This is a genomic window from Parafrankia colletiae (assembly GCF_001854655.1).
Classification (GTDB): domain Bacteria; phylum Actinomycetota; class Actinomycetes; order Frankiales; family Frankiaceae; genus Parafrankia; species Parafrankia colletiae.
Window position 1 is genome coordinate 447,283 of record NZ_MBLM01000002.1, and the last position, 26,161, is coordinate 473,443.

Here is a 26,161-nt window from a genome sequence, read left to right on the forward strand (position 1 = left end):
GTCAGATCCGGGCCGAGGCCATGATCTCCTCGTCGACCGAGAGGCCCTGTTCCTCGGCCCGCCGCTTCGCCGCGAGCACCCGCTTGTAGTCCCGCGGCATGACCTTGACGAAGTGGTCCTGCTCGGTCGCCCACTTCGCGATCAGGCGCGCCGCGACCGCGGACCCGGTCTCCCGGTAGTGCTTCTCCACGATGCCGCGCAGCGCGGCGAGGTCGTCCTCGGTGAGCGGGTCGACGTCCACCATCTCGGTGTTGATCCGCTGCCGCACCGGCTTGTACAGGTAGGCCACGCCGCCGCTCATGCCGGCGGCGAAGTTGCGCCCGATCGACCCGAGGACGACCACGACCCCGCCGGTCATGTACTCGCACCCGTGGTCACCGACGCCCTCGACGACGGCGACGGCGCCGGAGTTGCGCACGCAGAAGCGCTCCCCGACGATCCCGCGGAAGTAGGCCTCACCGGCGGTCGCGCCGTAGAGCAGCACGTTGCCGGCGACGGTGTTCTCCTCCGCCCGCAGCGGCGACTCCTTCGGCGGGAAGACGATGATCCGCCCACCGGACAGCCCCTTGCCGGCGTAGTCGTTGACGTCACCCTCCAGGGTGAGGGTCATCCCGCGCGGGACGAACGCGCCGAAGCTCTGCCCCGCCGACCCCGTGAAGCGCAGCGAGATCGTGTCGTCGGGCAGACCGGCCGCGCCGTACCTCTTCGTGACCTCGTAGCCCAGCATCGTGCCGACCGTCCGGTTGACGTTGCGGATCGGCATCTCCAGCCAGACCGGCCGGCCGTCCTCGATCGCGCTCTCGCAGAGCTGGATCAGCGAGTTGTCCAGGGCCTTGTCCAGCCCGTGGTCCTGGCTGGCGGTGCAGTGCAGCGCCCCGCCGAACGGCCGCTCCGGGATGTGCAGCAGCGGCGTGATGTCGAGCCCGGACGCCTTCCAGTGGTCGATGGCCGCACGGGCGTCGAGCAGGTCGACCCGCCCGACGGCCTCGGCGATGCTGCGCAGCCCCAGGGCGGCCAGGTACTCGCGCACCTCCTCGGCGATGAAGGTGAAGAACGCCTCGACGAACTCGGGGCGCCCGGTGAACCGCGCCCGCAGCTCCGGGTTCTGCGTCGCCACGCCGACCGGACAGGTGTCGAGGTGACAGACCCGCATCATCACGCAGCCGGCGACGACCAGCGGCGCGGTGGCGAAACCGAACTCCTCGGCGCCCAGCAGGGCACCGATCAGTACGTCCCGCCCGGTCTTCATCTGGCCGTCGACCTGCACGACGATGCGGTCCCGCAGGCCGTTGAGCAGCAGCGTCTGCTGGGTCTCGGCCAGCCCCAGCTCCCAGGGGGCGCCGGCGTGCTTGAGCGAGGTCAGCGGGGAGGCGCCGGTGCCGCCGTCATGCCCGGAGATCAGCACGACGTCCGCGTGGGCCTTCGAGACGCCCGCCGCGACCGTGCCGACCCCGACCTCGGCGACCAGCTTGACGTGCACCCGCGCCTTCGGGTTGGCGTTCTTCAGGTCGTGGATGAGCTGCGCGAGGTCCTCGATCGAGTAGATGTCGTGGTGCGGCGGCGGGGAGATCAGGCCGACGCCCGGGGTGGAGTGGCGGGTCTTCGCGATCCACGGGTAGACCTTGTGCCCGGGGAGCTGACCGCCCTCCCCCGGCTTCGCGCCCTGCGCCATCTTGATCTGGATGTCGTCGGCGTTCGCCAGGTACTCGCTGGTCACCCCGAACCGCCCGCTGGCGACCTGCTTGACCGCGGAACGACGCAGGTCACCGTTCTCGTCGGGGGTGAAGCGGCGGGCGTCCTCGCCGCCCTCGCCCGTGTTCGACTTGCCGCCCAGGCGGTTCATCGCGATCGCCAGCGTCTCGTGCGCCTCGGCGCTGATCGAGCCGTACGACATGGCGCCGGTGGCGAACCGCTTCACGATCTCCGACGCCGGCTCGACCTGGTCGATCGGGATCGGGCCGCGCCCGGTCTCGCGCAGCTCGAACAGCCCGCGCAGGGTCGCGTTCTGCCGAGCCAGGTCGTCGATCGTGCCGGTGTACTCGCGGAACAGGTCGTACTGGCGGCTGCGGGTGGCGTGCTGGAGCAGGAAGACCGTCTCCGGGTTGAACAGGTGCAGTTCACCCTCACGCCGCCACTGGTACTCGCCGCCGACCTCCAGGTTGCGGTGCGCGAGCTCGGACGGGACCGCCGGGTAGGCGCGCCGGTGCCGGGCCGCGACCTCCTCGGCGATGATGTCGATGCCGACGCCGTCCAGCCGGGTCGGGGTGCCGGCGAAGTACTGGTCGACCAGCTCCTGGGACAGCCCGATGGCCTCGAAGACCTGGGCGCCGGTGTAGCTCGCCACGGTCGAGATGCCCATCTTGGACATCACCTTGAGCAGGCCCTTGCCCAGAGCCTTGATCATGTTCTTCTCGGCCTGCTCACGCTCGATGCCGCTGAGCTCGCCGCAGGCCAGCAGGTCGTCGATCGACTCGAAGGCCAGGTACGGGTTCACCGCCGCGGCGCCGTACCCGGTGAGCAGCGCGATGTGATGCACCTCGCGGGCGTCGCCGCACTCGACGATGAGGCCGACCTTGGTCCGGGTCTTCTCCCGGATCAGGTGGTGGTGCACCGCCGCGGTCAGCAGCAGCGACGGGATCGGCGCCTTGTGCTCGTCGGAGTCACGGTCGGACAGGACCACGATGCGGGCACCGTCGGCGATCGCCTCGCTGACCCCGGCGCAGATCTCCGCCAGTCGCGCGGCCAGCGCGGCCCCGCCACCCGTGACGTCGTAGAGACCACGTACGGTCACCGACGCGAAGCCGGGCATGTCACCGTCGTCGTTGATACCGACGATGCGCGCGAGCTGGGTGTTGCTGATCACCGGGAACGGCAGGTGGACCATGCGCGCCGACGCGGGCGACGGCGCGAGCAGGTTCCCCTCCGGGCCGAGGGTGCGCGCCAGGCTGGTGACCAGCTCCTCCCGGATCGCGTCGAGGGGCGGGTTGGTCACCTGGGCGAACAGCTGGGTGAAGTAGTCGAACAGCAGCCGCGGCCGGTTGGAGAGCACGGCGACCGGCGTGTCGGTGCCCATCGAGCCGATCGGCTCGGCGCCGACACGCGCCATCGGGCTGATGATGATCCGCAGCTCCTCCTCGGTGTACCCGAAGACCTGCTGGCGGCGCATGACAGACGAGTGCCCGTAAAGGACGTGCTCCCGCTCGGGCAGATCGTCCAGCGAGATGACGCCGGCGTGCAGCCACTCCTCGTACGGCGCGGCGTGGGCCAGCTCCGACTTGATCTCGTCGTCGCTGACGATCCGGCCCTTGCCGGTGTCGACGAGGAACATCCGGCCCGGCTGCAGGCGACCCTTGCGCACCACTCGGTGCGGCGGGATGTCCAGCACGCCGACCTCGGAGGCCATCACGACCAGCCCGTCGTCGGTCACCCAGTACCGGGACGGGCGCAGGCCGTTGCGGTCCAGCACCGCGCCGATGACCGTACCGTCGGTGAACGCGATGGACGCCGGGCCGTCCCACGGCTCCATGAGCGCGGAGTGGAACCGGTAGAAGGCCCGGCGGGCCGGGTCCATCTCCTCGTGGTTCTCCCAGGCCTCCGGGATCATCATCAGCACGGCGTGCGGCAGCGACCGCCCGCCCAGATGCAGGAGCTCCAGGACCTCGTCGAAGCTGGCCGAGTCGCTGGCGCCGTCCGCGCAGATCGGGAACAGCCGGGACAGGTCACCGGGGATGAGGTCGCTGGCCAGCAGCGCCTCGCGCGCCCGCATCCAGTTCCGGTTGCCGCGCACCGTGTTGATCTCACCGTTGTGGGCGATCAGCCGGTACGGGTGGGCCAGCGGCCAGCTCGGGAACGTGTTGGTGGAGAACCGGCTGTGTACGAGCGCGATGGCGCTGGCGAACCGCGGGTCGTCCAGGTCCGGGAAGTAGGCGGACAGCTGGTGGGTGGTCAGCATGCCCTTGTAGACGATGGTGCGGGACGACAGTGAGGGCATGTACACGCCGATCTCACGGCGCACCCGCTTGCGCACGCAGAACGCGCGGCGTTCCAGATCCATCACGTCGAAGTCGGCGCCGCTGCCGGTCGCGGCCTCGCCCGCCGCACCGGCACCCGCGGCGGCCTCGGCCGCCGCGGCACCGACCGGGACGCCGGGCCGGGTGAGGAAGATCTGCCGCATCCACGGCTCCACCTCGCGGGCGGCGTGGCCGACCAGGTGCCCGACGGTCGGGACGTCGCGCCACCCGAGAAGGCGCAGGCCCTCCTGGCGAACGATGCGGCTGATCGTCCGGACCGCGTCGTCGCGCTCGCCCGCCACCTGCGGGAGGAACACGGTGCCGACGGCGTACCGCCCGGGTGCGGGCAGCGCGAACTCCACGACGTCGCGGAAGAACCCGTCCGGGACCTGGACGAGAATTCCCGCGCCGTCACCGGTGTCGGGGTCGCTGCCGGACGCACCACGATGATCAAGATTGCGCAGTACCGTCAGCCCCTGATCGACCAGCTCATGACTGCGCCGGCCGTGCACATCGACAACGAAGCCGACGCCACAGGCGTCGTGTTCGAACGTGGGGTCGTACAGACCTTGCGCAGTCGACATCCGGAGGTGTCCTGTCCATCTTCAGGGGCCGATGGGGGCGGACGACGCTGTCCGGAGGGCGGCGCGACTTCATGACGGGCTGGTCGTCAGCTCCGCGCCTCTCTCGAGTGTGCCATGTGTGCGCCCCATCCGCCGTGATCGCTCATGTCCGCCAGGTCACAGGGATATTTCGACAGATTTCCTGGACGATCAACGAACCTCCGGTAGAAGGCCCGTCAGGCGAAACATGTCACAGGAACGCAACATTCTCGTCACCGAGAGCACCATCTGGGGGCAGAGCATCCCGAAGCGGTCGGGCAGCGTGAGGATATCCTGCCCATCCGCAGTGTGCGGATCCAGTTTGCCGTGGATCCGCCCCCAGCCCGCCCGATCTTCGCTGCGGACGTCCGACTGAGGCCCGGGGCCTAACGCCCGTCCTGCGCCGCCGGGCCGGCCGGCTCGGCAGCCCGGTCGCCGGGCCGCTCCCCGTCACTCGGGGCGGTGGCGCCGCCAGCACCCGTGTCCGCGACCGCGGTCGCACCGGACCCACCCGCCGGCGAGCCGGTCACGACCGAGGTCGCGGTGGACGCCGGAGCGGCGGCTGTCGGGCCCCCGGTCGGCGGCGTGATGGTCTTCGGCGTGGTCCCCGGTGCGGGGTCGGCGGCGGCGCCCGGCGCGGTCTCCGCACCGGCGGCGTCGACGGGGTCCTCGGTGGAACCCGTGGAGCCGGTGGAACCCGTGGAACCGGTGGAGCCCGTGGAACCGGTGTCGGAACCGGAACCGTCGGTGTCGCCCGCCTGCTGCCCGCCGGTGCGCCTGGCGCCTCCCGCCGAGGCCGGGGGCGTCCAGCCGACGTCCGGGTCGATCGGACGGCGGATCAGGGCGAGTGCCAGCAACGCGAGCAGGAAGACCACGATCGAGACCCAGATGTTCACCCGGAGCCCGAGGACCTTCTCGGCGGTGTCGATCCGCAGCGCCTCGATCCACAACCGGCCGGTCGTGTACAGCGCCACGTACAGGAAGAACAGCCGCCCGCGGCCCAGCCGCCACCGGCGGTCGACCAGCAGCAGCAGCCCGGCGACGGCCAGGTTCCACAGCGACTCGTAGAGGAAGGTCGGGTGGTAGGTCTCGACCCCCGGGATCATCTGGTGGGCCGGGTCGATGCGGACCGCCCAGGGCAGGTCCGTCGCCCGGCCGTACAGCTCCTGGTTGAACCAGTTACCCCACCGGCCGATCGCCTGGGCGAGGGCCAGCCCGGGGGCCATCGCGTCCGCGAACAGGCCGAACGGGACGTTCATGCGCCGGCAGGCGAGCCACGCACCGAGCGCGCCACCGGCGACGGCCCCCCAGATCGCCAGACCGCCGTTCCAGACCTCGAAGACGGCGAGGGGGTCGCCGTCCTCGCCGAAGTAGGCGTCGGGGCTGCTGATGACGTGGTAGATCCGCGCGCCGACAATGCCGAACGGGACCGCCCAGTACGCGACCTCGCTGGCGACCACGGGATCCACTCCGCGGGCCCGCAGCCGCCGGGCGGTCACGACGACCGCCACGATGATCCCGACGACGATCATCAGGGCATAGGCGCGCAACGGGACGGGTCCCAGATGCACGACCCCTCGGGATGGGCTGGGGATAGCTGCGAGCACCACGAGCGTCAGGCTATCCCCGTCCCTGCCGGCGCCTGTCAGGCGGATGCCGCGCGCACGCCGGCGGCGAGCTCGGCCGCGAGCCGGGCGACTGCCTCGACACCATCCCCGCCGCCTTCACCGTCACCGGTGGCGAGGGCGCGGACGAGCGCGGAGCCCACGATCACACCGTCGGCGAAGCCGGCGACCTCCGCGGCCTGCGCCCCGGTACTCACGCCCAGGCCGACAGCCACCGGCAGGGTCGTCACCTCGCGTACCCGGGTGACGAGGTCACCGGCCCGGGCCCCGACCGCCGCCCGGGCACCGGTGACGCCCATCGTCGACGCCGCGTAGACAAAGCCGCGGCTGTGCGACGTGACCAGGCGCAGTCGCTGCGGAGTCGAGCTCGGCGCGACCAGAAAGACGGGGTCGATCGCCTGGGTGGCGCAGGCCGCGAGCCAGGAGTCGGCTTCCTCCGGCGGCAGGTCGGGCGTGATCGCCCCGGCCCCTCCGGCCGACGCCAGGTCGGCGGCGAACGCCTCCAGGCCATACCTCTCCACCGGGTTCCAGTAGGTCATGACCAGGGTGGGGGCGCCCGTGTCGGCGACCGCCTCGACCGTGCGCAGCACGTCCCGGGTGGTGACGCCGCCGCGCAGCGCCACGTCCGCGGCGTCCTGGATGACCGGGCCGTCCATGGTCGGGTCCGAGTAGGGCAGGCCGACCTCGACGACGTCCACGCCTGCCGCGACCATCGCCCGCATCGCGGCGATGCCCCGCTCCACGGTCGGGAACCCGGCGGGGAGGTAGCCCACCAGGACAGCCCGCCCCTGCGCCCGTGCCGCCGCGAAGACCTCGTCCAGCGGGCTGCGCCCGGCCCTGGCCGCCTCCCGCCCGGCCGGGACCGGCCGGGCCGCCGCTGCCGGGCCGCCGGCAGGCTGCCCCTGGGCCGGCTGGTCGTGTGCCAACTGACTGCGCACCGTGGGTCCGTTCCTCGTCGTGATGATCAGGCGGGGGATGATCGGGCGGAGATGGGGGCACCGGGTCGGGGCCCCACCCGGCTACCCGGCGTCCGGGTCCAGCAGGTCGAACCAGCGGGCGGCGGTGTCGACGTCCTTGTCGCCGCGGCCCGAGCAGTTGACCAGGACGACGCCGTCGGGGCCGAGCTCGCGGGCCACCTCGAACGCGCCGGCGAAGGCGTGGGCGCTCTCGATCGCGACGAGGATGCCCTCCGTACGCGCCACCAGCGCCAGCGCCTCCATCGCGGCCGCGTCGTCGACCACCCGGTAGCTGGCGCGGCCGGTCTCGTGCAGCAGCGCGTGCTCGGGGCCGATGCCGGGGTAGTCGAGCCCGGCCGAGATCGAGTGCGAGACCTGGGTCTGCCCGTCGGCGTCCTGCAGCAGGAAGGTCCGCATGCCGTGCAGCACTCCGGGCGCCCCGCCGGCGATCGCGGCCGCGTGGCGGCCGCTGGCCACTCCGTCGCCACCGGCCTCGCAGCCGATCAGTGCCACCTCGGCGTCCGGGATGAAGCGGTGGAAGACGCCCATGGCGTTGGACCCGCCGCCGACGCAGGCGACCACCGCGTCAGGGAGCCGGCCGAGCAGGTCGAGGGTCTGCTGGCGGGCCTCGACGCCGATGACGCGCTGGAAGTCCCGCACCATCATCGGGAAGGGGTGGGGCCCCATGACCGACCCGATGCAGTAGTGGGTCGAGTCGACCGTGGCCACCCAGTCGCGCATGGCCTCGTTGATGGCGTCCTTCAGGGTGCGGCTGCCCGACGCGACGGCGACGACCTCCGCGCCGAGCAGGCGCATCCGGGCCACGTTGAGGGCCTGCCGGCGGGTGTCCTCCTCGCCCATGTAGACGACGCACTCCAGCCCCAGCAGGGCGCAGGCGGTCGCCGTGGCCACCCCGTGCTGGCCGGCGCCCGTCTCGGCGATGACGCGTGTCTTGCCCATCCGGCGGGTGAGCAGGCACTGGCCGAGCACATTGTTGATCTTGTGTGAGCCGGTGTGCGCGAGGTCCTCCCGCTTGAGCAGGATGCGCGCGCCACCGATCCGCTCGGTCAGCCGGTCCGCCGAGGTCAGCGGGGTCGGCCGACCGGCGTAGGACGCCAGCAGGCCGTCCAGCTCGGCGGTGAACACCGGGTCGAACCGGGCGGCCTCGTAGGCGGCCGAGAGCTCGTCGAGGGCGGCGAACAGCGCCTCCGGCACGAACCGGCCACCGAACCGGCCGAAGTGGCCGGACGTGTCCGGCACCGCCTGCCAGCTCTCGGCGGCTCGGGCGGGCGACCAGTCGCCGGCCGCGCCCGCGGCATGCTGGTCGGCCGCGCCGGCGGCGCGGGAGGACTCGGCGAACGTTCCGGTGGGTCGAGCTGTCACGGCCCCGACTGTACCGGCGCCCACCCCCACCGAGGTGGTGTGCACCACCGGCCGAGCGGCCAGGGGCACCCCGCCGGCCGGTCGGCCGGCGGGGCAGCCGTGACTCAGTGAGCGATGCGGGTGGCCGGATGGGTTCCGGCGGTCACCAGGTCGGCGACGAACTGGCGCGGGTCCCCGCCCGTCACGGCGGCCTCCCCGACCAGGACGGCATCCGCACCAGCGCCCGCGAAGTGGAGCAGGTCGTGCGGCCCGCGCACACCGGACTCCGCCACCTTCAGCACGCCGGGCGGAACCATCGGGGCGAGGCRCCCGAACGTGTCCCGGTCGACCTCGAGCGTCCGCAGGTTGCGGGCGTTGATCCCGATCAGCCGGGCGCCCGCGTCCAGTGCCCGCACCATCTCGGCCTCGTCGTGCACCTCGATCAGCGCGGTCATGCCGAGCGACTCGATCCGCTCCAGCAGGCCGATCAGCCGAGGCTGGTCGAGCGCGGCCACGATCAGCAGGACCATGTCCGCACCGTGGGCCCGTGCCTCGAGTACCTGGTACGGGGAGACCACGAAGTCCTTGCGCAGCACCGGTATGTCCACCGCGACCCGGACAGCGTCCAGGTCGGCGAGCGAACCGCCGAAGCGTCGCCGTTCCGTGAGGACGCTCACCGCCGCCGCACCCGCCTGCTCGTAGAGCGAGGCGAGCCCGGCCGGGTCGCTGATCGTCGCCAGCGCACCCTTCGACGGTGAGCGGCGCTTGATCTCCGCGATCACCGATACCCGGGGTGCACGCAGCACCGCCAGCGCGTCCCGTGCATCCGGTACGCGTTCCACTCGTTGCTTGAGAGCTGCCAGGGACGTTGCTCGCTCGCGTTCGGCCAGATCTGCTCTGACCCCGTCGAGGATCTCGTCGAGAGCGTTCATCGCCCCGCGCTCGCGCCACTCACGGCCATGCCGCCGATGGTAGGGCAGGCACGCGGCGCTGGCCCGCCGCCCCCGCCCATGGCGCCGCCCGGTCACCACCCGTTGTTGTTCTCGTGTTGACCCGACCGATGTGCGGCCTCCTGACATCGACGTCGAGGCCAGACGAAGCAGACGTATCCCCCGACAGGTGACAGCCTGGGCCATTTCCGTAGTCGTGGGCCCGTTGCTAGTACCACCCGCAGCGCCTGTGCGGACACGCCACGACACAGGCACCGATCGGCCACTCGACACGCCTGCGACCTCACTTCGTTGACGGCCCGCAGCCCGCCCGTATCATCGAACACACGTTCGAAGACGGGTGCTACCGGGAGGCGTGATGAGGRAACTGGCCGACGTGCCGCGGGACGACCAGTCGACGGGCCAGGGTGCCGCCATCCCGGCACCAGGGTCAGATCCGGCCGGTCCRGCGTCGTGGGGCGGAGGGTCCGCGGAGCCCCTGACGGGGTGGGCCACGGCCGCCTCGCGGGTCGCTCGGCGCGCTGGCGCCCCTCGCGGAGGTCCCTACGGGCGGCCCGGTCCGGACGGGCCGGAAGGTGGTACGGAGGAGAGGACGGAACGGAATGCACGATCATCGCCCCACGCGCCGGGCGGGCCGCCGCGCGGCCTCGCGCCCCGGGTTCCGGTGGGTGTCACGGCTACCGAGCCCACGGGCGCGCCAGCGCCCGGCGCAGCGGCCACCACGGCCCCCGGCCCGATGGCGGGCCCCGCGAAGGCTGCCGGCGGCCCGGCGGACCACACCCGGCTCAGGGCCCGGCTCGAGGAGCTCGACCAGCGCATCGCCCGGATCGACGTGCTCATCGGTCTGATCGAGGCGGACGTCGAGCGCAACCGTCTGCTGCTCGGGGCGGTCGGGGCGGTCGGCGGCTACCAGCCACGCCGGTTCCCGGCGCCGCGGGTCGCCGGCGGGCCAGGCTCGGGGTCTCCGCTCCGCCCGGGCGGAGCGGAGGTGCCCCGATGATCAGGTGGGGTCCTGGCCCCGCTCGATGGCATCCCAGGCGTCGACGGGTGCGGCTACGCGGGCCTGGTAACGGCCGGACATGGCCGGCCAGGTCCCGGCGCGGGCGACGACGATCGCGCCCGTGACCGCCAGCACGAGCCCGCCCAGCACCGCGAACCACGGCCCGGCACCGCTCGACAGCCCGAGGATGGCCGGTTCCCCCACGGGCACCACGGCCTGGACCTCGTCCGTGCCGCGAACCGCTCCCCCAGGGTCGAGAGCGATGCCCCCGGCGGTCAGCACGATGCCGATGCCGGCGAGCACGACCAGCACACCGACCACGATCCGCCCCAGGCGCCGGGTGGCGATGATCGCCACGGTCCCGGCGAGACCCAGCAGTGCCAGCCCGGTGACAGCCGGCGCCAGGGATCCGCCTGACCAGCTGACGGGCAGCGGCGCAGCCACCACCTCGTTTCCCGCTCCGGTCGCTGCCTGCACCCGGGCGGAGACCCAGGTGGAGCCGGTGCTGAACAGGACGGCGGCGGAACCGACCAGGCAGGCGACGACGGCGAGTGCCCGCTCCCGGCGGGCGCGCCGGCCCGGCCCGGAGATCGGGGCCGGGCCGGGCGGCGTCGCGTCGGCGGGCGACGCCCCGGAGGGGGGTGTCATACCGGCGGGCGGAGGGACTCCGCCACCTCGACCGCACGGAGCACCGCGGCGGCCTTGGTCCGGCTCTCCAGGTCCTCCGACGCGGGCACGGAGTCCGCGACGATCCCCGCGCCGGCCTGCACGTAGGCCATGCCGGACCGCAGCACCGCGGTGCGGATGGCGATGGCGGTGTCCAGGTCACCGCCGAAGTCGAGATACCCGACCACACCCCCGTAGAGGCCCCGCCGCGTCGGCTCGAGCTCGTCGATGATCTCCATGGCCCGCACCTTGGGTGCACCGGACAGGGTGCCCGCGGGGAAGGTCGCCGCGAGCACGTCGATGGCGCTGCGGTCGGGCTCGACCTGACCGATCACCGTGGAGACGATGTGCATGATGTGCGAGAACCGCTCGACCGCGGCGAACTCGACCACCCGTACCGAGCCGGGAACGCAGACCCGCCCCAGGTCGTTGCGAACCAGATCGACCAGCATGACGTGCTCGGATCGTTCCTTGGGGTCGGCGAGCAGCTGGGCGRCCAGTTCGGCGTCGCGTTCCGGGGTGCCGCCGCGCGGCCGGCTGCCGGCGATCGGGTGCAGCAGTGCCCGCCGTCCCGTGACCTTGACGTGCGCCTCCGGCGAGGAGCCCACCACGTCATGATCCGCGAACCGCAGCAGGTACATGTACGGGCTGGGGTTGGAGGCGCGCAGCACCCGGTAGACGTCGAGCGCGTCCGCGGTGGTGGGGCGCTCGAACCGCTGGGAGATGACGACCTGGAAGCACTCCCCGGCCTGGATCTCCTCGATGGACCGCTCGACGGCGCGGTGGAACCCGCCGGGTTCGGTGGCCGAGACGAAGTCACGGACACCCGTGACCGCTCCCGTGGTGGTCGCGACGGTCGGCTCGCTCCACTTGCCGAGATCTGCCGTCATCACCTCGATGCGGTGCACCGCGTCGTCGTAGGCCGCGTCGAGCTCGGCCAGCCGGGTGGCGGCCTGCCGCCCCGTCCGCGGGTCGCCCGGCTGGCCGTCGCCCGGCTCCGGCGGCGGATCCGCGGTGACCCGCGGGCGGGGCGCGCCGGTGAAGACGTTCGCGACCAGCTGGCAGGAGCCGTCGGTGTGGTCGAGGACGGCGAGATCCGTCGTCAGCAGCATCCTCAGTTCGGGGATGCCGAGATCGTCGGCAGCGTTCGCGGGCAGCCGCTCGATGCGCCGGACGATGTCGTAGGACAGGTAGCCGACCAGCCCGCCGAGCAGGGGCGGGGTGCCCTCTGGCCGCGGCGAGCAGAGCTGACGCTCCACCGCGCGCAGAACCTCGAGCGGGTCGCCACCCTCGGGAACGCCGGGCGGCGGGACGCCGTCCACCCACATGGCCTGACCATCACGCTCGGTGAGAGTGGCCGCGGCCCGGACGCCGACGAACGAGTACCGCGACCACATCCCGCCGTGCTCGGCGGACTCCAGCAGGAAGGTTCCCGGGCCGCCGGCCAGCTTGCGGTAGACCCCGACCGGGGTCTCGCCGTCGGCGAGCAGGCGCCGTGACACCGCCACGACGGCCTGCCGGGCCGCGAGCTCGTGGAACTCCTCCCGACTCGGGCTGATCTCGCCGGTCGTCATCGAGTCGCTCCCGTCGTCGCCACGGGCGCCTGGCTCGCGGCCGGTGCCGCGTCGGGCCGTTCTGGGCCGAGCGGGAGATCTCGGCCGGTGAAGCAGGTCCGCTCCCCGGTATGGCAGGCGGGGCCGGTCTGGTCCACCCGGACGAGCACGGTGTCGCCGTCACAGTCGAGGGCAACCGAACGCACCTGTTGGACGTGCCCGCTGGTGTCACCCTTGACCCAGTACTCGGAGCGGCTCCGGCTCCAGTAGGTGGCGCGGCCGGTGGTGAGCGTGCGGTGCAGCGCCTCGTCGTCCATCCAGCCGACCATGAGGACCTCCCCGGTGTCGTGCTGCTGGGCAACGGCCGGGAACAGGCCGGCGCTGTCGCGCTTGAGCCGGCGGGCGATGGCGGGATCCAGACGGGAGGCGCGTGCGGTCACCCGCCCATTCTGCCCGCCGCGGCCCGGCCGGCCATGTCCCCGCCGGCACCGGCCGGCCGCAGACGCGGCCGGCCGTCGGCCGGGCACCCGTCGAGCCGCCTCCGCGTGGGCCGCCGCGCGCGACCCACGCGCGGGCCGGCAGTGGTCAGCTGGCCGCGACTCCGGCGGCCCAGGATTCGTGCAGGCGCCGGTAGACGCCGGGGACGGCGACGAGATCGGCATGCGCCCCGCGCTGGACCGCCCGGCCGGCATCCATCACGATCACGTCGTCGGCCGCTTCGGCGGTCGACAGCCGGTGCGCGATCGTGACCGAGGTCCGGTGCCGGGTCAGCGCGAGCAGCGCTGCGGCGATCCGCACCTCGGTTGCGGGATCGACGGCGGAGGTCGCCTCGTCGAGGACGAGCAGGTCGGGGTCGGCCAGCTGGGCGCGGGCCAGCGCGACGAGCTGTCGTTCGCCGGCGGAGAGCAGCTCTCCCCGTTCGCCGACCGGTGTGCGGATCCCGGCGGGCAGGCCGGCGAGCCATTCCCCGAGCCCCAGCTCCACGAATGCCGCCTCGATCTGCGCGTCGGTGGCGTCGGGCCGCCCGTAGCGGGCGTTGTCCGCGATGGAGAGGTCGAACAGGAAGCCGTCCTGCGGCACCATGACCACGCGGCGGCGTAGCGAGTCGAAGCGCACGTCGGAGAGGGGGACACCGCCGATCAGCACTGTTCCGCTGGTCGGGTCCATGAGGCGGGTCAGCAGCTTGGCCAGGGTCGTCTTGCCGGAGCCGGTCTCGCCGACGACGGCCACCCGGCTGCGCGGCGCGAGGTCGAGGGTGACCTCGTGCAGGACCGGAGGGCCGCCGGGGTAGGCGAAGCCGACCTGGTCGAAGCGGACACCGAGTGGTCCGGCGGGCAGTGCGCGGCCCGCGCCGTCCGCGGCCGGGTCACGGATGTCCGTGGGAGTGTCCAGGACGTCGAGGACACGGCGAAGCCCCGCGAAGGCGTTGGAGCCGTCGTTGAGCACCTCGGTCAGCGACTGGATCGGCATGATGAACAGGGTGAGCAGGAACAGGAACGCCACCAGCTGACCGGTGGTCAGCGAACCGTCGACACCGAGCAGCACGCCCACCACGACCACCGCCGCCGTGGTCAGCGACGCGACGCCCTCGACACCCGCGAACACCCCGGCCACCAGCGTCTGCGCGCCGGTCTGCGCGGAGCGGTAGTTCTCCACCGTGGTGTCGATGCGGCGGGCGGTGCGGCCCTGCGATCCGTAGGCCCGCACGACCTGGGCGCCGACCACCGACTCGGCGATCGCACCGAGCATGTCACCGACCCGCTCGCGGACCACGCCGTACCGGCGGGCCAGCCGCCGCTGGAAGCGGTGGGTGGCCAGGACCAGCGGGACGAAGAAGGCGTACACGAGCAGGGCGAGCTGCCAGGAGTAGACGAACATCAGGATCGTGGCGATCAGCATCTGCCCCGACGCGACGATCAGCATCACGCCGCCGAACTGCAGGAACTGCGACATCGTGTCGACGTCGCTGGTCACCCGCGAGGTCAGCGACCCGCGCCGCTGCTCGGACTGGCTCAGCATCGACAGGTCGTGGACATGGCGGAACGCACGGATCCGCAGCGTGGCCAGCGCGCTCTCCGAGATCCGGTAGAGCCGCACGTTCATCCGGAACGCCGCGAAGCCGGTGATCAGGATCGCGACGGCCGCGACGGCGACGGATGTACCGACCAGGCCGAGGTCGGCGCCGTCGTCCCCGACACCACGGTCGAGCGTCTGCTGGATGACCACCGGAATGACAACCTTGCCGACGGTGGCGAGGGCGGCCAGCGCGAGCGTCCCGCGGATACCGGCGGTCAGCTCCGGCACCAGCCGGCGCAGGCGGCCGGCAGTCGCCACCAGGCCGTCGCTCATCGGGCCCCGTCCTTGTCTGCCACCGGCACCCGGTGGTCGGCGGTCGGGACCGGCTCCGCCGCCGGATCCACGGCCAGGTCCGACGGCTGCGCCGGCACCGTTCCGTCCGCCGAGCCGGCAGCAGCCACGGACGATGCGAGGCCAGTCGCCTGGGTGGGTGCTGGCGGGACAGCCGGGGCGGGCGCCGCCGCCAGCGCGTCCGCGCGCGCCTGCGCGGCGCTGTCGTAGGCAGTGAGCAGCTCGGCGTAACCGGGCGAGCGGCCCAGCAGTTCGGCGTGGGTTCCCTGGGCGGCGACCCGGCCGTTGGCGAGGAACACGACCTCGTCGGCGAGCTCGACCGTCGAACGGCGGTAGGCGACGATCACGACGGTGGACGCCCCCGCCCGCTGCCGCAGATCGGCGAGGATGGACGCCTCGATCCGCGGGTCGACGCTGGATGTCGCGTCGTCCAGGATGAGCATCCGCGGTTGGCGCACCAGCGCGCGGGCCAGGCCGATCCGCTGCCGCTGACCGCCGGAGAGCGTGGTGCCCCGCTCCCCGACCCGGGTGTCGAGGCCAGCGGGAAGGGCGCGGACGAACCGGTCCGCCTGGGCCCGCCGCAGCGCCTCCCACACCTCGTCGTCGTCCAGGTCAAGCCCCAGGGTGACGTTCGCGCGCACGGTGTCGTCGAACAGGAAGGTCTGCTGGGGGACGAGCGCGACCGTGCGGGCCACTTCGCCGGCAGCGAGGTCGCGCAGGTCCGTGCCGTCGACGCGGACCGTGCCGACATCGGGGTCGACGAGGCGGGCCAGCAGGTTGACCAGAGTCGACTTGCCGGCTCCGGTGCGGCCGGTCAGCGCCACCACCCGGCCGGGACGTACCTCGAAGGTGACCGCGGCCAGCGCCTGCCGGTCGGCGTCGGCATCGGCATCGGTGGCAGCGGCAGCCACGGAGGCGGAGGCGCCGGTCGCGTCGACGGACGACGTGTCGGTGGCGGCCTCGGGGGGGAGCAGATCGGTGGCGAGTGCTTCGGGGCCCGTGGGCGGGGCCGGCGCCGCCGCCGGCTGCGGATAGGCGTAGCCGACGCCGGTGACACGCAGTGTGGCCGGGTCGGTCCCGTGCAGGGCGGCCGTCCCGTGGCTGAGCCCGCCGCGGGCCGCAAGCACCGCCGCCACCCGCTCGTAGCCGACGACGGACCTCGGAAGCTCACCGAAGACCCATCCGATCGACCTGATCGGGAAGGCCAGCAGGGTGAACAGATAGGCGACCCGCACCAGCTCCCCCACCGTGAGGGAGCCGTTGTCGATGCGCACCGCGCCGACCAGGATCACCGTGAGCACGCCCAGGTTGGGCAGCGCCTCCATGACCGGGTCGAACAGGCCACGGATCCGGCCGGCGCGGACCATCGCGTCCCGCAGCTCGTGTGCCTTGCCGGTGAAGCGCTCCGTCTCGTCGGTCTCCCGGCCGAGGGTCTTGACGACGAGCGCCCCGTCGAACGACTCGTGGGCGACCGCGCTGACCTCGCCGCGCAGCCGCTGGACCCGGCCGTACAGCGGTGACACCCAGCGGCCGTAGACGATGTTCACCACCCCGAAGGCGGGGAACACGACACATCCCACCAGGGCGAGAAGCGGATCGGTGAGGATCAGCAGGACGAGCGCGGCGGCCAGCATCACCAGCACACCGACGGCGAAGGGCAGCGGGGCGATCGGCGCCCAGGTGGCCTCGACGTCCGCGTTCGCGTTCGACAGCAGCGAGCCGGTCGGGTGCCGCTGGTGCCAGGCCAGCGGCAGGTGAAGGTACTGGCGCGTGACGCGGCGCCGGTAGGTGGCCTGGAGCCGATACTGCATCATGCCGGAGACCAGGCGACGGAAGAACAACCCGCAGGCTCGCGCGAGCCCGATCCCGACCATGATCGCCCCGACCGCGAGGACGGTGCTCCAGTCGGCGTGCTCGTTCCGGATGCTCGGCACGATCACCCGCTCGGTGATCTCGCCCAGCGCGAGTGAGCTCGCCACTGTCGCGAGAGCGTAGAGCGAGCTTCCAGCCACCGCCGCGACGAAGATCCGCGGCTCCTCGCGTACCGCGATCGCGAGGACACCCAGCCCGCGCCGGATCACCCCGTCCTGGGCTCCCCCTGCCGACGTGCCCTCGGCCGAGGCGTCCCCGGCCGCAGCACCCCCGGGTGCGTTCGGGGCCGCCTGTGGGGTCACCTCGGACACCGCGGCGGAGCGCGTCACGCGGCGGGGAGGCCGCCTGCCGGCGGTGGTGGCGGCGATCGGTGCCCCCTGACCGGACACCAGGCTGGATGCGGGTTCACCGGGCAATGCTGCTCCTCCGTTTCACCATCGCTACCGGATCGCTACCGCTGTGGGACGCGACGGCCCCGGCCCGTCCAACAACACGGCCGACCAGCACAAAAGTCCCGCCCGCCTGGGAGGACGGGCCAGGCATCCGGCCTGCGGCCGGCGAGCAGCGGTGCTCGTGCCAGTGCCGGTACGCGCCGCCATACTGGCCCGGTGGCCGGGCCCTGACCGCCACGATCGGCGACCTGACCGCTGCTGGACAACCGATGTTCGGTCGGTGTTCGCGGGCCGCTCCCTGGCCTCCCGGCGCCCCCTGCGCCCGGCCGCGGACAGCCGCGAGGCACCTCGACCGGCCAGCGGCGACCGACCCAGCAGGCACCGGCGATCGGGCAGCAGCCTCCCGGTGGCAGCGGCAGGGCCAGAGCGCCGGTGCCGACGCGACGGGAGGGCCAGCACGCTGGGGTCGGCACGCCGGGGGTCAGCGCACCGGGGGTCAGCGCACCGGGGGTCAGCGCACCGGGATGGCCGCGTCTCTCAGGCGCTCCTTCACCTCGGAGATCCGCATCCGGCCGAAGTGGAAGACGCTGGCGGCGAGCACGGCGTCCGCGCCGGCGCCGACGGCGGGGGCGAAGTGGTCGAGCTTCCCCGCGCCGCCACTGGCGATCACCGGGACATCCACCACCGCGCGGACCGCACTGATCATCTGCAGGTCGTAGCCGTCCTGGGTGCCGTCGGCATCCATCGAGTTCAGCAGGATCTCGCCGGCGCCCAGCTCGACGGCGCGGGCGGCCCACTCCACCGCGTCGATGCCGGTGCCGCGACGGCCGCCGTGCGTGGTCACCTCGAACAACGGGCCGCCAGGCTCGCTGGAGCGCCGGGCGTCGACTGACAGCACGATGCACTGGCTGCCGAACTGCAGCGCGCACTCGCGCACGAGCTCGGGGCGGGCCACCGCGGCCGTGTTGATCCCGACCTTGTCGGCCCCGGCGCGCAGGAGACGGTCGACGTCCTCGACGGCGCGCACTCCCCCGCCGACGGTCAGCGGGATGAAGACCTGCTCGGCGGTCCGCCGGACGATGTCGTAGGTGGTCTCCCGGTTGCCGCTGGACGCGGTGATGTCCAGGAAGGTCAGCTCGTCGGCGCCTTCGGCGTCGTAGAGACGGGCCATCTCCACCGGGTCACCGGCATCCCGGAGATCGGTGAAGTTCACGCCCTTGACCACCCGGCCGCCGTCGACGTCGAGGCAGGGGATCACCCGGACGGCGACCGTCACGGCGTGCCCGGGACCGCGGGTTCCCGCGCCGCCACTGCCAGCGCCTCGGGCAGTGTGAACGCGCCGGCGTACAGCGCCTTGCCGATGATGGCGCCCTCGACGCCGGGGACCGCGGCGATCGCGCTGAGGTCCGCCAGGGAGGAGACTCCGCCGCTGGCGACCACCGGGCGGTTCGTCACGGCGGTCACCGACCGCAGCAGCTCGACGTTGGGGCCGGTCAGCGTCCCGTCGCGTCGCACGTCGGTGACGACGTAGCGGGCGCAGCCATCGGCGTCGAGGCGGGCGAGCACCTCGAACAGCTCGCCGCCGTCGCGCGTCCAGCCGCGGGCGGAGAGGGTGGTGCCGCGCACGTCGAGGCCGACCGCGATCCGGTCGCCGACCCGGTCGATGGCCGCGCGGACCCAGTCCGGGTTCTCCAGCGCGGCGGTGCCGATGTTGACCCGGGCGGCGCCGGTCGCCAGTGCGGCATCGAGCGTCTCGTCGTCACGAATGCCGCCGGAGAGCTCGACAGCCACGTCGACGGAGCGCACGACCTCGGCGATCAGGTCACGGTTGGAGCCGCGGCCGAAGGCGGCGTCGAGGTCGACGAGGTGGATCCACTCGGCGCCGTCGCGCTGCCAGGTCAGCGCCGCCTCGCGGGGGTCGCCGTAGGAGGTCTCGGATCCGGCCTCGCCCTGGACCAGGCGGACGGCCTGGCCGTCGGCCACGTCCACCGCGGGTAGCAGCGTCAGCGTCACGTGACCACCCTACGGGTCCGCCGACGGGGCCGGCCGTGGTCTCCCCCGCGAACGCCTGGCCGCGCCGCCTACACGTTGACCAGAATCGCCGGTGTGCCGGACCCGCGGGCCCTAGGTTGGCTGTGGTGATCTCCGACCTGGCGAGTCCGGTCGCGGCGGCCGCACGCCCGTTCGGGGCCGGCGCCGTGGGCTGCGCGCGAATGTGGTGCGCGGTCGCGTCCGCCGCCGCGCGCCGGTTGCTCTGCTACCGCGCGACAGTCGCGGCGTCCATCCTGTCGAGCATCATCCTGATCGTGCTGCGCGGGCACGTGGCGCTTGCCGTCTGGGCGGAGCGGCCCGACCTCGCCGGCTACGACAGCACGGCCGCCATCACCTTCACCGTGCTCGGGCAGTCGCTGGTGACGACCTTCGCCGTGTTCGGCGGCATGATCGACATGCCCTGGCGGATCCGGAACGGGTCGATCGAGGTCGACCTGGTCCGCCCGGTGGGCTTCCAGCGCTGGTGGCTCGGGCTGGAGGTGGGCCGGGCCGCGGTCTACTTCGCCAGCCGGGCGGTGCCGGCCGCCGTCGTCGGCGCGCTCCTGTTCGATCTGCGCCGGCCCGCGTCGACCGGCGCCTGTGCCGCCTTCGCGGCGAGCCTCGGCCTCGCCCTGCTCGTCAGCTTCGGGCTGCGCTATCTGGTGGGTCTCAGTGCGTTCTGGATGACGGACGCCCGGGGCGTGCAGGCGGTCTCCGCGCTCGTGATGATGTTCTTCTCCGGGGCGGTGCTCCCCCTCTCCCTGTTTCCCGGGCCACTCGGCACGATCGCCGGGCTGGCGCCGTTCGGGGCCGTGGTGCAGGTCCCGATGGATCTCTACCTCGGCACGGCGGACGGTGGGGCCCTGCAGGCGCTCGCGTTCCAGGCCGTCTGGGCCGTGCTCCTGCTGCTCTCCGCCAGGGCGCTGACGACCGCGGGCCTGCGCCGCCTCGTCGTGCAGGGTGGATGAGCGCCGATGAACGAACGGACCGACGAACGGACCGACGAACGGACCGGCGAGCGGACCGGCGAGCGGATCGGCGAGCGGATCGGGCTGCTGCGCACGGAGGCCGGCAGCTACCTGCTGCTGGTCGGCGCGGCGTTCCGCTCGGCCGCGCAGTACCGCGTCTCGCTGGTGCTGTACACCCTGGTGGAGATGGCGGGCGCGGCCCTGGACCTCGCCACGATCAGCATCATCTTCGCCCACCTGTCGGACCTCGACGGCTTCTCGTTGACCGAGGTCGCGTTCCTCTACGGGACGTCCGCGCTGGCGTTCGCCCTCGCCGAGGCCATGGCCGGCCCGCTCGACCAGCTCGGCTGGCATATCAAGGAGGGCAGGATGGACGCGGTACTCATCCGCCCGGTCAGCGTGCTCGTGCAGTGCGCGACGATGGACTTCTCGCCGCAGCGTCTCAGCCGGATCGTCCAGCCGGTCGCCGTTCTCGCGGTCAGTGTCGCCGCACTGGACGTCGACTGGACCCCGGCCCGCGTCGCGCTGCTCCCCGCGATGATCGCCTGCGGGACGCTGATCAGTATCAGTCTCGCTGTCGGCATCGCAGCCGTTCTGTTCGTCGCGCCGGACTCGAGCCTCGCGGTCAGCGCCGTCCGGCAGGGCTCGGCACTGGCGACGCAGTACCCGCTCACGGTCTACGGGCGCCGCGCCGCCCTGCTGATGACCGTGGTCCTCCCGATCGCCTTCGTGAACTGGCAGCCGGCACTGTTCGTCCTCGACCGGCCGGACCCGTTCGGCCTGCCGGCGTTCACCCGCTTCCTCTCCCTGCCCGTCGCCRTCGTCTGCGCCGCCGCCRCCGCGACGGCGTGGCGGTCGGGGATCCGTCACTACCGCGGCGTGGGGGGCTGAGCCGATGCCTGACAGCGACACCGCGATCGACGTCCAGAACGTCACCCGGACGTTCGTGCTGCGGCGGCGCACCGGCTGGATGCGCCGGGAGAGATCCGTCCTGCACGCCGTCTCGGACCTGTCGTTCACCGTGCGGGCCGGCGAGATGGTGGGCTACCTCGGGCCCAACGGGGCGGGCAAGAGCACCACGATCAAGATGCTGGTCGGCATTCTCACCCCGTCCGGCGGGCGGTTGCGGGTGGCCGGGTTCGATCCGTCCCGGCAGCGGCTGCGGCTCGCCCGGCGCATCGGCGTCGTGTTCGGCCAGCGCTCGGCTCTGTGGTACGACCTCCCGCTCCGCGACAGCTTCGAACTGGTCCGCCGCATCTACCGGATCCCGCCCGAGCGGTACCGCCGGAACCTCGACGAGTTCGTCGACCTGCTGGACCTGGGGCCGTTCGTCGACACCCCGGTGCGCCAGCTCTCGCTGGGACAGCGGATGCGCGGGACCATCACCGCGGCCTTCCTCCCCAACCCCGAGGTCGTCTACCTGGACGAACCGACGATCGGTCTGGACGTGGTCTCCAAGGCCGCCGTCCGTTCGTTCCTGGAGCGGACGAACCGCGAGCAGGGGACGACGATCCTGCTGACAACCCACGACATGGGCGACGTCGAGCAGCTCTGCCGCCGGGTGATGGTCATCGACCACGGCCGGCTCGGCTTCGACGGTGAGCTGGCGGCGCTGCGGGCGCGCATCGGCGGCGTGCGGACGCTGCGGGTCGACCTGGCCGTGTCGATGCCGGCGATGGCTGTGGAGGGAGCCGAGGTCGTGCGCGTGGAAGGGACTCGGCAGTGGCTGCAGTTCCCGGCGGACACGAGCGCGGCACCGTTGGTCAGCGAGGTGGCGGCCCGCTATCCGCTGGTGGATCTGACCGTCGGCGAGCCGGCGATCGAGGACATCGTCGCGCGCCTCTACACGACCGACCGCCTCCCGGCGCCGAGAGTCGGGTAGACCTCCGCAGGAGGTGGCCGACGACAGGAGGTGGCGTGCGATCAGTTCAGGGTGCGCAGCCAGTTCTCCAGGACGTGGGCTCCGGCGTCCCCGGACTTCTCCGGGTGGAACTGGGTCGCCGTCAGTGGCCCGCGCTCGACCGCGGCGGCGAAGGCCTCGCCGTGCTCGGCAACAGTGTCCCCGGGCCGCGGCCGGGCGGCGTAGGAGTGCACGAAGTAGAAACGCGTGCYGGCATCGACCCCCGCGAACAGGACGGACGCAGGCGGCGGCGCGACGACGTTCCAGCCCATGTGCGGCAGGACGGGCGCGGACAGCCGCTCCACGCTGCCGGCGAGCACGCCGAGGCCTTTTGTCCGCACCCCGTGCTCGTCGCCGAGCTCGTAGAGGATCTGCATGCCGACGCAGATCCCGAGGACGGGCCGCCCGGCCGCGAGCCGCTCGTGCACGACGGCCCCGCCACCGACCGCCGTCAGGCCGGCCATGCAGGCCGCGAAGGCACCCACGCCGGGGACGACGAGGCCGTCCGCGGCCCGCGCGGCGTCGAGATCAGCCGTCACGGTCACCTGGGCACCGACGCGGGCGACGGCCCGCTCGGCGGACCGCAGGTTCCCCGAGCCGTAGTCGAGGACGACGACGTTCGGCTGCCCGCCGCTCACAGCACACCCTTGGTGGACGGGACGCCGGCCACCCGGGCGTCGAGGGCCACCGCGTCACGCATCGCGCGGGCGACGGACTTGAACTGGGCCTCGACGACGTGGTGCGCGTTACGCCCGGACAGCACCCGCACGTGCAGCGCGATCCGCGCCGAGGCGGTGATCGACTCGAAGACGTGCCGGGTGAGGGTCGTGTCGTAGGTGCCGATCAGCCCGACCAGCTCCGGTTCGACGTGGACGCAGTAGGGCCGGCCGGACAGGTCCACCGCGGACTGCACGAGCGCCTCGTCGAGCGGCACGGTCGCGTCCCCGAACCGCCGGATCCCGGCCTTGTCACCGAGAGCCTCCCGCAGCGCCGCCCCGAAGGCGATGGACGTGTCCTCGACCGTGTGATGGGCGTCGATGTGCAGGTCGCCCTTGGTCCGCACGGTGAGGTCGAAGCCGCCGTGCTTGCCGAGCTGCTCCATCATGTGATCGAAGAACGGGACGCCGGTCTCGGACGACGCCCGGCCCGTCCCGTCGAGGTCGAGCTCGATGAGGACGTGCGATTCCTTGGTGCTGCGCTCGATCCGGGCGGTGCGTGCCATGCGGGTCCCTTGCGGCTTCTGTCGGGTCTGCGGTGACGGTTTCGGGGCTGGTGTTCGCTCAGCCGACCGGCGGGCTCACCGGTGCTGGGCGCAGCAGGGACGGGCGGTCGGCGAGCACCGTGYGCAGCGCGGCGAGGAAGGCGTCCGTCTCGGCCGGCAGCCCGGCGGTGACCCGCAGCCAGCCGTCGAGGCCGAGGTCCCGCACGAGCACGCCGGCGTCGAGCAGGCCCTGCCACACGGCGTGCTGGTCGGTGAACCGGCCGAACAGGACGAAGTTCGCGTCGCTCGGCGCCACCTCGCAGCCCAGTTCCGGCAGGGACCGTACCAGCAGGTCACGCTGGGCCTTGACCGCGTCGACGGTGCCGAGCAGCTCGTCGGCGTGCGCCAGCGCGGTGCGCGCGACCGCCTGGGTGAACGAGGAGAGATGGTAGGGCAGCCGCACCAGCTGCAGCGCGTCGACGACAGCCGGGTGCGCCGCCAGGTACCCGACCCGGGCACCCGCGAGCGCGAACGCCTTGCTCATCGTGCGGGTGACCACCAGCCGGGGCTGCGCCGGCAGCAGGGTGAGGGCGCTGTGCACACCGGCCCGGCGGAACTCCCCGTAGGCCTCGTCGACCACCACCACGCCCGATCCGACCTCGCCCATCGCCTCACAGGCGGCGGTGATGACGTCCAGGTCGATCGCGGTGGCAGTGGGGTTGTTCGGTGAGCACAGGAACAGCAGAGCCGGGCGGTGCCGGCGGATCGCGCCGGCGACCTGGTCGGCGCTGAGAGTGAAGTCCGCCGCCCGCTGCTCGGCGACCCAGCCGGTGGCCGTGGCCAGCGCGATCAGCCGGTGCATCGAGTAGGACGGCTCGAAGCCGACGGCGCTGCGCCCAGGACCGCCGAAGACCTGGCACAGCTGCTGGATGATCTCGTTCGACCCGTTGGCGGCCCAGACCTGGGCGGCCGTCACCCCGAAGCCGGCATCCGGGGTCAGGTAGTAGGCGAGGTCGGCGCGCAGCGCCTCGGCCTCGCGGTCCGGATAGCGGTTCGCCTCGGTCGCGGCCAGCGTCGCGGCCTTGCCCAGGGCGTCGACGAGCCCGGGCGACGGCGGGTGCGGGTTCTCGTTCGTGTTCAGCCGCACCGGGACGTCGATCTGCGGCGCCCCGTAGGGCGACAGCCCGCGCAGGTCATCGCGCAGGGGCAGGTCGTCCAGTGTGACGACCCGCCTGGCGGCACGTTCGCCACCGGCGACGGCCGTGCCGGCGGCGGCGCCTCCCGCCGCGTTGGTGCTGCTGGTCATCGCGCCCGAACCTCCACCGCATCGACGTGCCCGATCAGATCCTCGGCGCCGCCGAGCGCGGCAATGCGCGGCGCGATGTCGGCGAGCGCCTCGTCCGTGCACTCCACGACGTGAACCTGGCGCTGGAACGCGGACACGGCAAGACCACCGGAGTGCCGCGCCGTGCCACCGGTCGGCAGAACGTGGTTGGAACCGGCCAGGTAGTCACCCAGCGGCACCGGCGCGTACGGCCCCACGAAGATCGCACCCGCGTTCCGCACCCGGGCTGCGACCGCCGCGGCGTCCACCGTCTGGATCTCCAGGTGCTCCGCGGCCCACGCGTCGACGACGGCCAGGCCGGCGTCAAGGTCGGCGACGAGCGCCACCCCGCCCTGGCCGGCCAGGGCCTCGGCCACCCGGTCTCGGTGCCGGGTGACGGGGACCTGCTTGTCGAGCTCGACGTCCACCGTGTCGGCAAGCTCGACCGACGTCGTGACCAGCAGGCACGCCGCCATCGGGTCGTGCTCCGCCTGGGCGATCAGGTCGGCGGCGACGAAGTCCGCCCGGGCCGAACCGTCGGCGAGGATGGCGACCTCGGTCGGCCCTGCCTCGGCGTCGACCCCGACGATGCCGCGGAGCAGGCGCTTCGCCGCCGTCACGTAGACGTTGCCCGGGCCGGTGACCACATCGACCGGCGGGCAGCTCTCGGTGCCGTGGGCGAACATCGCCACGGCCTGGGCGCCCCCGGCCGCGTAGACCTCGTCGACGCCGAGCAGCGCGCAGGCCGCCAGCACGACCGGGTGCGGCAGCCCGCCGTTGTCGACCTGCGGCGGAGAGGCGACGGCCAGCGACCCCACTCCGGCCTCCTGGGCCGGGACCACGTTCATGACCACACTGCTGGGGTAGGCGACCCGCCCGCCCGGCACGTAGAGCCCGACCCGCTCGACCGGAATCCACCTCTCGGTGACCGTCGTTCCCGGAGCGACCTCGACGGCGACCGGTTCCCGCAGCTGCGCGCGATGGACCAGCCGGGCCCGCCGGATCGCCTCGGTCAGCGCGTCGCGGACCGCCGGGTCGAGCTCGGCGAGCGCCGTGGCGAGGACCTCGGCCGGCACCCGCAGGCCCGCGGGGCGCACCCGGTCGAACCGCTCGGCCGCGTCGAGAACGGCCGCGTCACCGCGGTCGCGGACGTCGTCGCAGACGGGGCGGACCGCCTCGATCGCCACGTCGACATCGACGGCTGCCCGCGGGAACAGCCGGCGGACCTCCGCGGCGCTGGGAGTCGTGGAACGCAGATCGAGCCTTCTGAGCACGCCCATGAGCGTATCGGCCCGGCCGCCGATCCGAGGAGTGGAATTCTTCGGGAATACCACAACACGACACGACAATGCGTCCGATCCGACAGATTCGGTGCGAGGAAC

20 protein-coding genes are annotated in these 26,161 nt (G+C 72.9%); 4 read left to right on the forward strand and 16 right to left on the reverse strand.

Annotation, left to right across the window (positions count from 1 at the left end):
* Position 1: 1 nt before the first annotated feature.
* From gltB to trpC, 5 genes are all read right to left on the reverse strand, one after another.
* Entirely contained in the window at positions 2-4,594 is a 4,593-nt protein-coding gene (gene gltB / locus CC117_RS01940) for a glutamate synthase large subunit (protein WP_071081955.1), read from the reverse strand.
* A gap of 404 nt (positions 4,595-4,998) precedes the next feature.
* Positions 4,999-6,222, reverse strand: a complete 1,224-nt coding sequence (gene lgt / locus CC117_RS01945) for a prolipoprotein diacylglyceryl transferase (RefSeq protein WP_071081956.1) — start codon at positions 6,220-6,222, stop codon at positions 4,999-5,001.
* Between the two features lie 35 nt (positions 6,223-6,257).
* The gene (gene trpA / locus CC117_RS01950) at positions 6,258-7,175 is read right to left on the reverse strand and encodes a tryptophan synthase subunit alpha (protein ID WP_407673452.1); all 918 of its coding nucleotides are present in this window, start codon (positions 7,173-7,175) and stop codon (positions 6,258-6,260) included.
* Between the two features lie 81 nt (positions 7,176-7,256).
* Positions 7,257-8,576, reverse strand: coding sequence for a tryptophan synthase subunit beta (gene trpB / locus CC117_RS01955; RefSeq protein ID WP_321572568.1), 1,320 nt, complete (start codon positions 8,574-8,576; stop codon positions 7,257-7,259).
* A 104-nt stretch (positions 8,577-8,680) separates the two neighbouring features.
* The gene (trpC, locus tag CC117_RS01960) at positions 8,681-9,487 is read right to left on the reverse strand and encodes an indole-3-glycerol phosphate synthase TrpC (RefSeq protein ID WP_071081957.1); all 807 of its coding nucleotides are present in this window, start codon (positions 9,485-9,487) and stop codon (positions 8,681-8,683) included.
* Positions 9,488-10,169: 682 nt separating this feature from the next.
* Here trpC and CC117_RS01965 point away from each other — a divergent pair.
* Entirely contained in the window at positions 10,170-10,505 is a 336-nt protein-coding gene (locus CC117_RS01965; RefSeq protein WP_071081958.1) for a hypothetical protein, read from the forward strand.
* On the opposite strand, the gene CC117_RS01970 is transcribed toward CC117_RS01965, so the two are convergent.
* From CC117_RS01970 to priA, 7 genes are all read right to left on the reverse strand, one after another.
* A complete protein-coding gene (locus tag CC117_RS01970) occupies positions 10,506-11,153 on the reverse strand; it encodes a Trp biosynthesis-associated membrane protein (protein ID WP_071081959.1) in 648 nt (215 codons plus the stop codon). It lies immediately after the preceding gene.
* Positions 11,150-12,745: an anthranilate synthase component I gene (locus tag CC117_RS01975; protein WP_071081960.1), complete on the reverse strand. Its 1,596-nt coding sequence runs from the start codon at positions 12,743-12,745 to the stop codon at positions 11,150-11,152. The genes CC117_RS01970 and CC117_RS01975 overlap by 4 nt, the downstream gene beginning before the upstream one ends.
* Positions 12,742-13,164, reverse strand: coding sequence for a phosphoribosyl-AMP cyclohydrolase (gene hisI / locus CC117_RS01980; protein WP_071081961.1), 423 nt, complete (start codon positions 13,162-13,164; stop codon positions 12,742-12,744). Before hisI ends, CC117_RS01975 begins: the two co-directional genes overlap by 4 nt.
* 145 nt (positions 13,165-13,309) lie before the next feature.
* On the reverse strand, positions 13,310-15,073 hold the full coding sequence (locus tag CC117_RS01985; protein ID WP_071081962.1) for an ABC transporter ATP-binding protein: 1,764 nt from the start codon (positions 15,071-15,073) through the stop codon (positions 13,310-13,312).
* Positions 15,070-17,379, reverse strand: a complete 2,310-nt coding sequence (locus CC117_RS01990) for an ABC transporter ATP-binding protein (protein WP_241829732.1) — start codon at positions 17,377-17,379, stop codon at positions 15,070-15,072. The genes CC117_RS01985 and CC117_RS01990 overlap by 4 nt, the downstream gene beginning before the upstream one ends.
* 487 nt (positions 17,380-17,866) lie before the next feature.
* Positions 17,867-18,631: an imidazole glycerol phosphate synthase subunit HisF gene (hisF, locus tag CC117_RS01995; RefSeq protein ID WP_071081964.1), complete on the reverse strand. Its 765-nt coding sequence runs from the start codon at positions 18,629-18,631 to the stop codon at positions 17,867-17,869.
* On the reverse strand, positions 18,628-19,368 hold the full coding sequence (gene priA / locus CC117_RS02000) for a bifunctional 1-(5-phosphoribosyl)-5-((5-phosphoribosylamino)methylideneamino)imidazole-4-carboxamide isomerase/phosphoribosylanthranilate isomerase PriA (RefSeq protein WP_071081965.1): 741 nt from the start codon (positions 19,366-19,368) through the stop codon (positions 18,628-18,630). Before priA ends, hisF begins: the two co-directional genes overlap by 4 nt.
* Positions 19,369-19,490: 122 nt before the next feature.
* On the opposite strand from priA, the gene CC117_RS02005 reads away from it, so the two are divergent.
* From CC117_RS02005 to CC117_RS02015, 3 genes are read left to right on the forward strand one after another with little or no spacing between them, the layout of a single operon-like run.
* A complete protein-coding gene (locus tag CC117_RS02005) occupies positions 19,491-20,354 on the forward strand; it encodes an ABC transporter permease (RefSeq protein ID WP_084131259.1) in 864 nt (287 codons plus the stop codon).
* Positions 20,355-20,360: 6 nt separating this feature from the next.
* Positions 20,361-21,245 (forward strand): ABC transporter permease, encoded by an 885-nt coding sequence (locus tag CC117_RS02010; protein WP_084131262.1) that lies wholly within the window; start codon positions 20,361-20,363, stop codon positions 21,243-21,245.
* A 4-nt stretch (positions 21,246-21,249) separates the two neighbouring features.
* On the forward strand, positions 21,250-22,236 hold the full coding sequence (locus tag CC117_RS02015) for an ABC transporter ATP-binding protein (RefSeq protein WP_071081966.1): 987 nt from the start codon (positions 21,250-21,252) through the stop codon (positions 22,234-22,236).
* A gap of 41 nt (positions 22,237-22,277) precedes the next feature.
* On the opposite strand, the gene hisH is transcribed toward CC117_RS02015, so the two are convergent.
* The 4 genes from hisH to hisD are packed head-to-tail and all read right to left on the reverse strand — an operon-like array spanning position 22,278 to position 26,059.
* Positions 22,278-22,892: an imidazole glycerol phosphate synthase subunit HisH gene (gene hisH / locus CC117_RS02020; RefSeq protein WP_071081967.1), complete on the reverse strand. Its 615-nt coding sequence runs from the start codon at positions 22,890-22,892 to the stop codon at positions 22,278-22,280.
* On the reverse strand, positions 22,889-23,476 hold the full coding sequence (gene hisB / locus CC117_RS02025) for an imidazoleglycerol-phosphate dehydratase HisB (RefSeq protein WP_071081968.1): 588 nt from the start codon (positions 23,474-23,476) through the stop codon (positions 22,889-22,891). The genes hisH and hisB overlap by 4 nt, the downstream gene beginning before the upstream one ends.
* A gap of 58 nt (positions 23,477-23,534) precedes the next feature.
* A complete protein-coding gene (locus CC117_RS02030; protein ID WP_071081969.1) occupies positions 23,535-24,761 on the reverse strand; it encodes a histidinol-phosphate transaminase in 1,227 nt (408 codons plus the stop codon).
* Positions 24,758-26,059 (reverse strand): histidinol dehydrogenase, encoded by a 1,302-nt coding sequence (gene hisD, locus CC117_RS02035; RefSeq protein WP_071081970.1) that lies wholly within the window; start codon positions 26,057-26,059, stop codon positions 24,758-24,760. Before hisD ends, CC117_RS02030 begins: the two co-directional genes overlap by 4 nt.
* Between the last annotated feature and the right edge of the window lie 102 nt (positions 26,060-26,161).

Coding starts and splice junctions, on each gene's coding strand:
- hisD (WP_071081970.1), bottom strand. CDS start 26,059: ATGGGCGTGCTCAGAAGGCTCGATCTGCGTTCCACGACTCCCAGCGCC.
- CC117_RS02015 (WP_071081966.1), top strand. CDS start 21,250: ATGCCTGACAGCGACACCGCGATCGACGTCCAGAACGTCACCCGGACG.
- hisB (WP_071081968.1), bottom strand. CDS start 23,476: ATGGCACGCACCGCCCGGATCGAGCGCAGCACCAAGGAATCGCACGTC.
- gltB (WP_071081955.1), bottom strand. CDS start 4,594: ATGTCGACTGCGCAAGGTCTGTACGACCCCACGTTCGAACACGACGCC.
- CC117_RS01970 (WP_071081959.1), bottom strand. CDS start 11,153: ATGACACCCCCCTCCGGGGCGTCGCCCGCCGACGCGACGCCGCCCGGC.
- CC117_RS01985 (WP_071081962.1), bottom strand. CDS start 15,073: ATGAGCGACGGCCTGGTGGCGACTGCCGGCCGCCTGCGCCGGCTGGTG.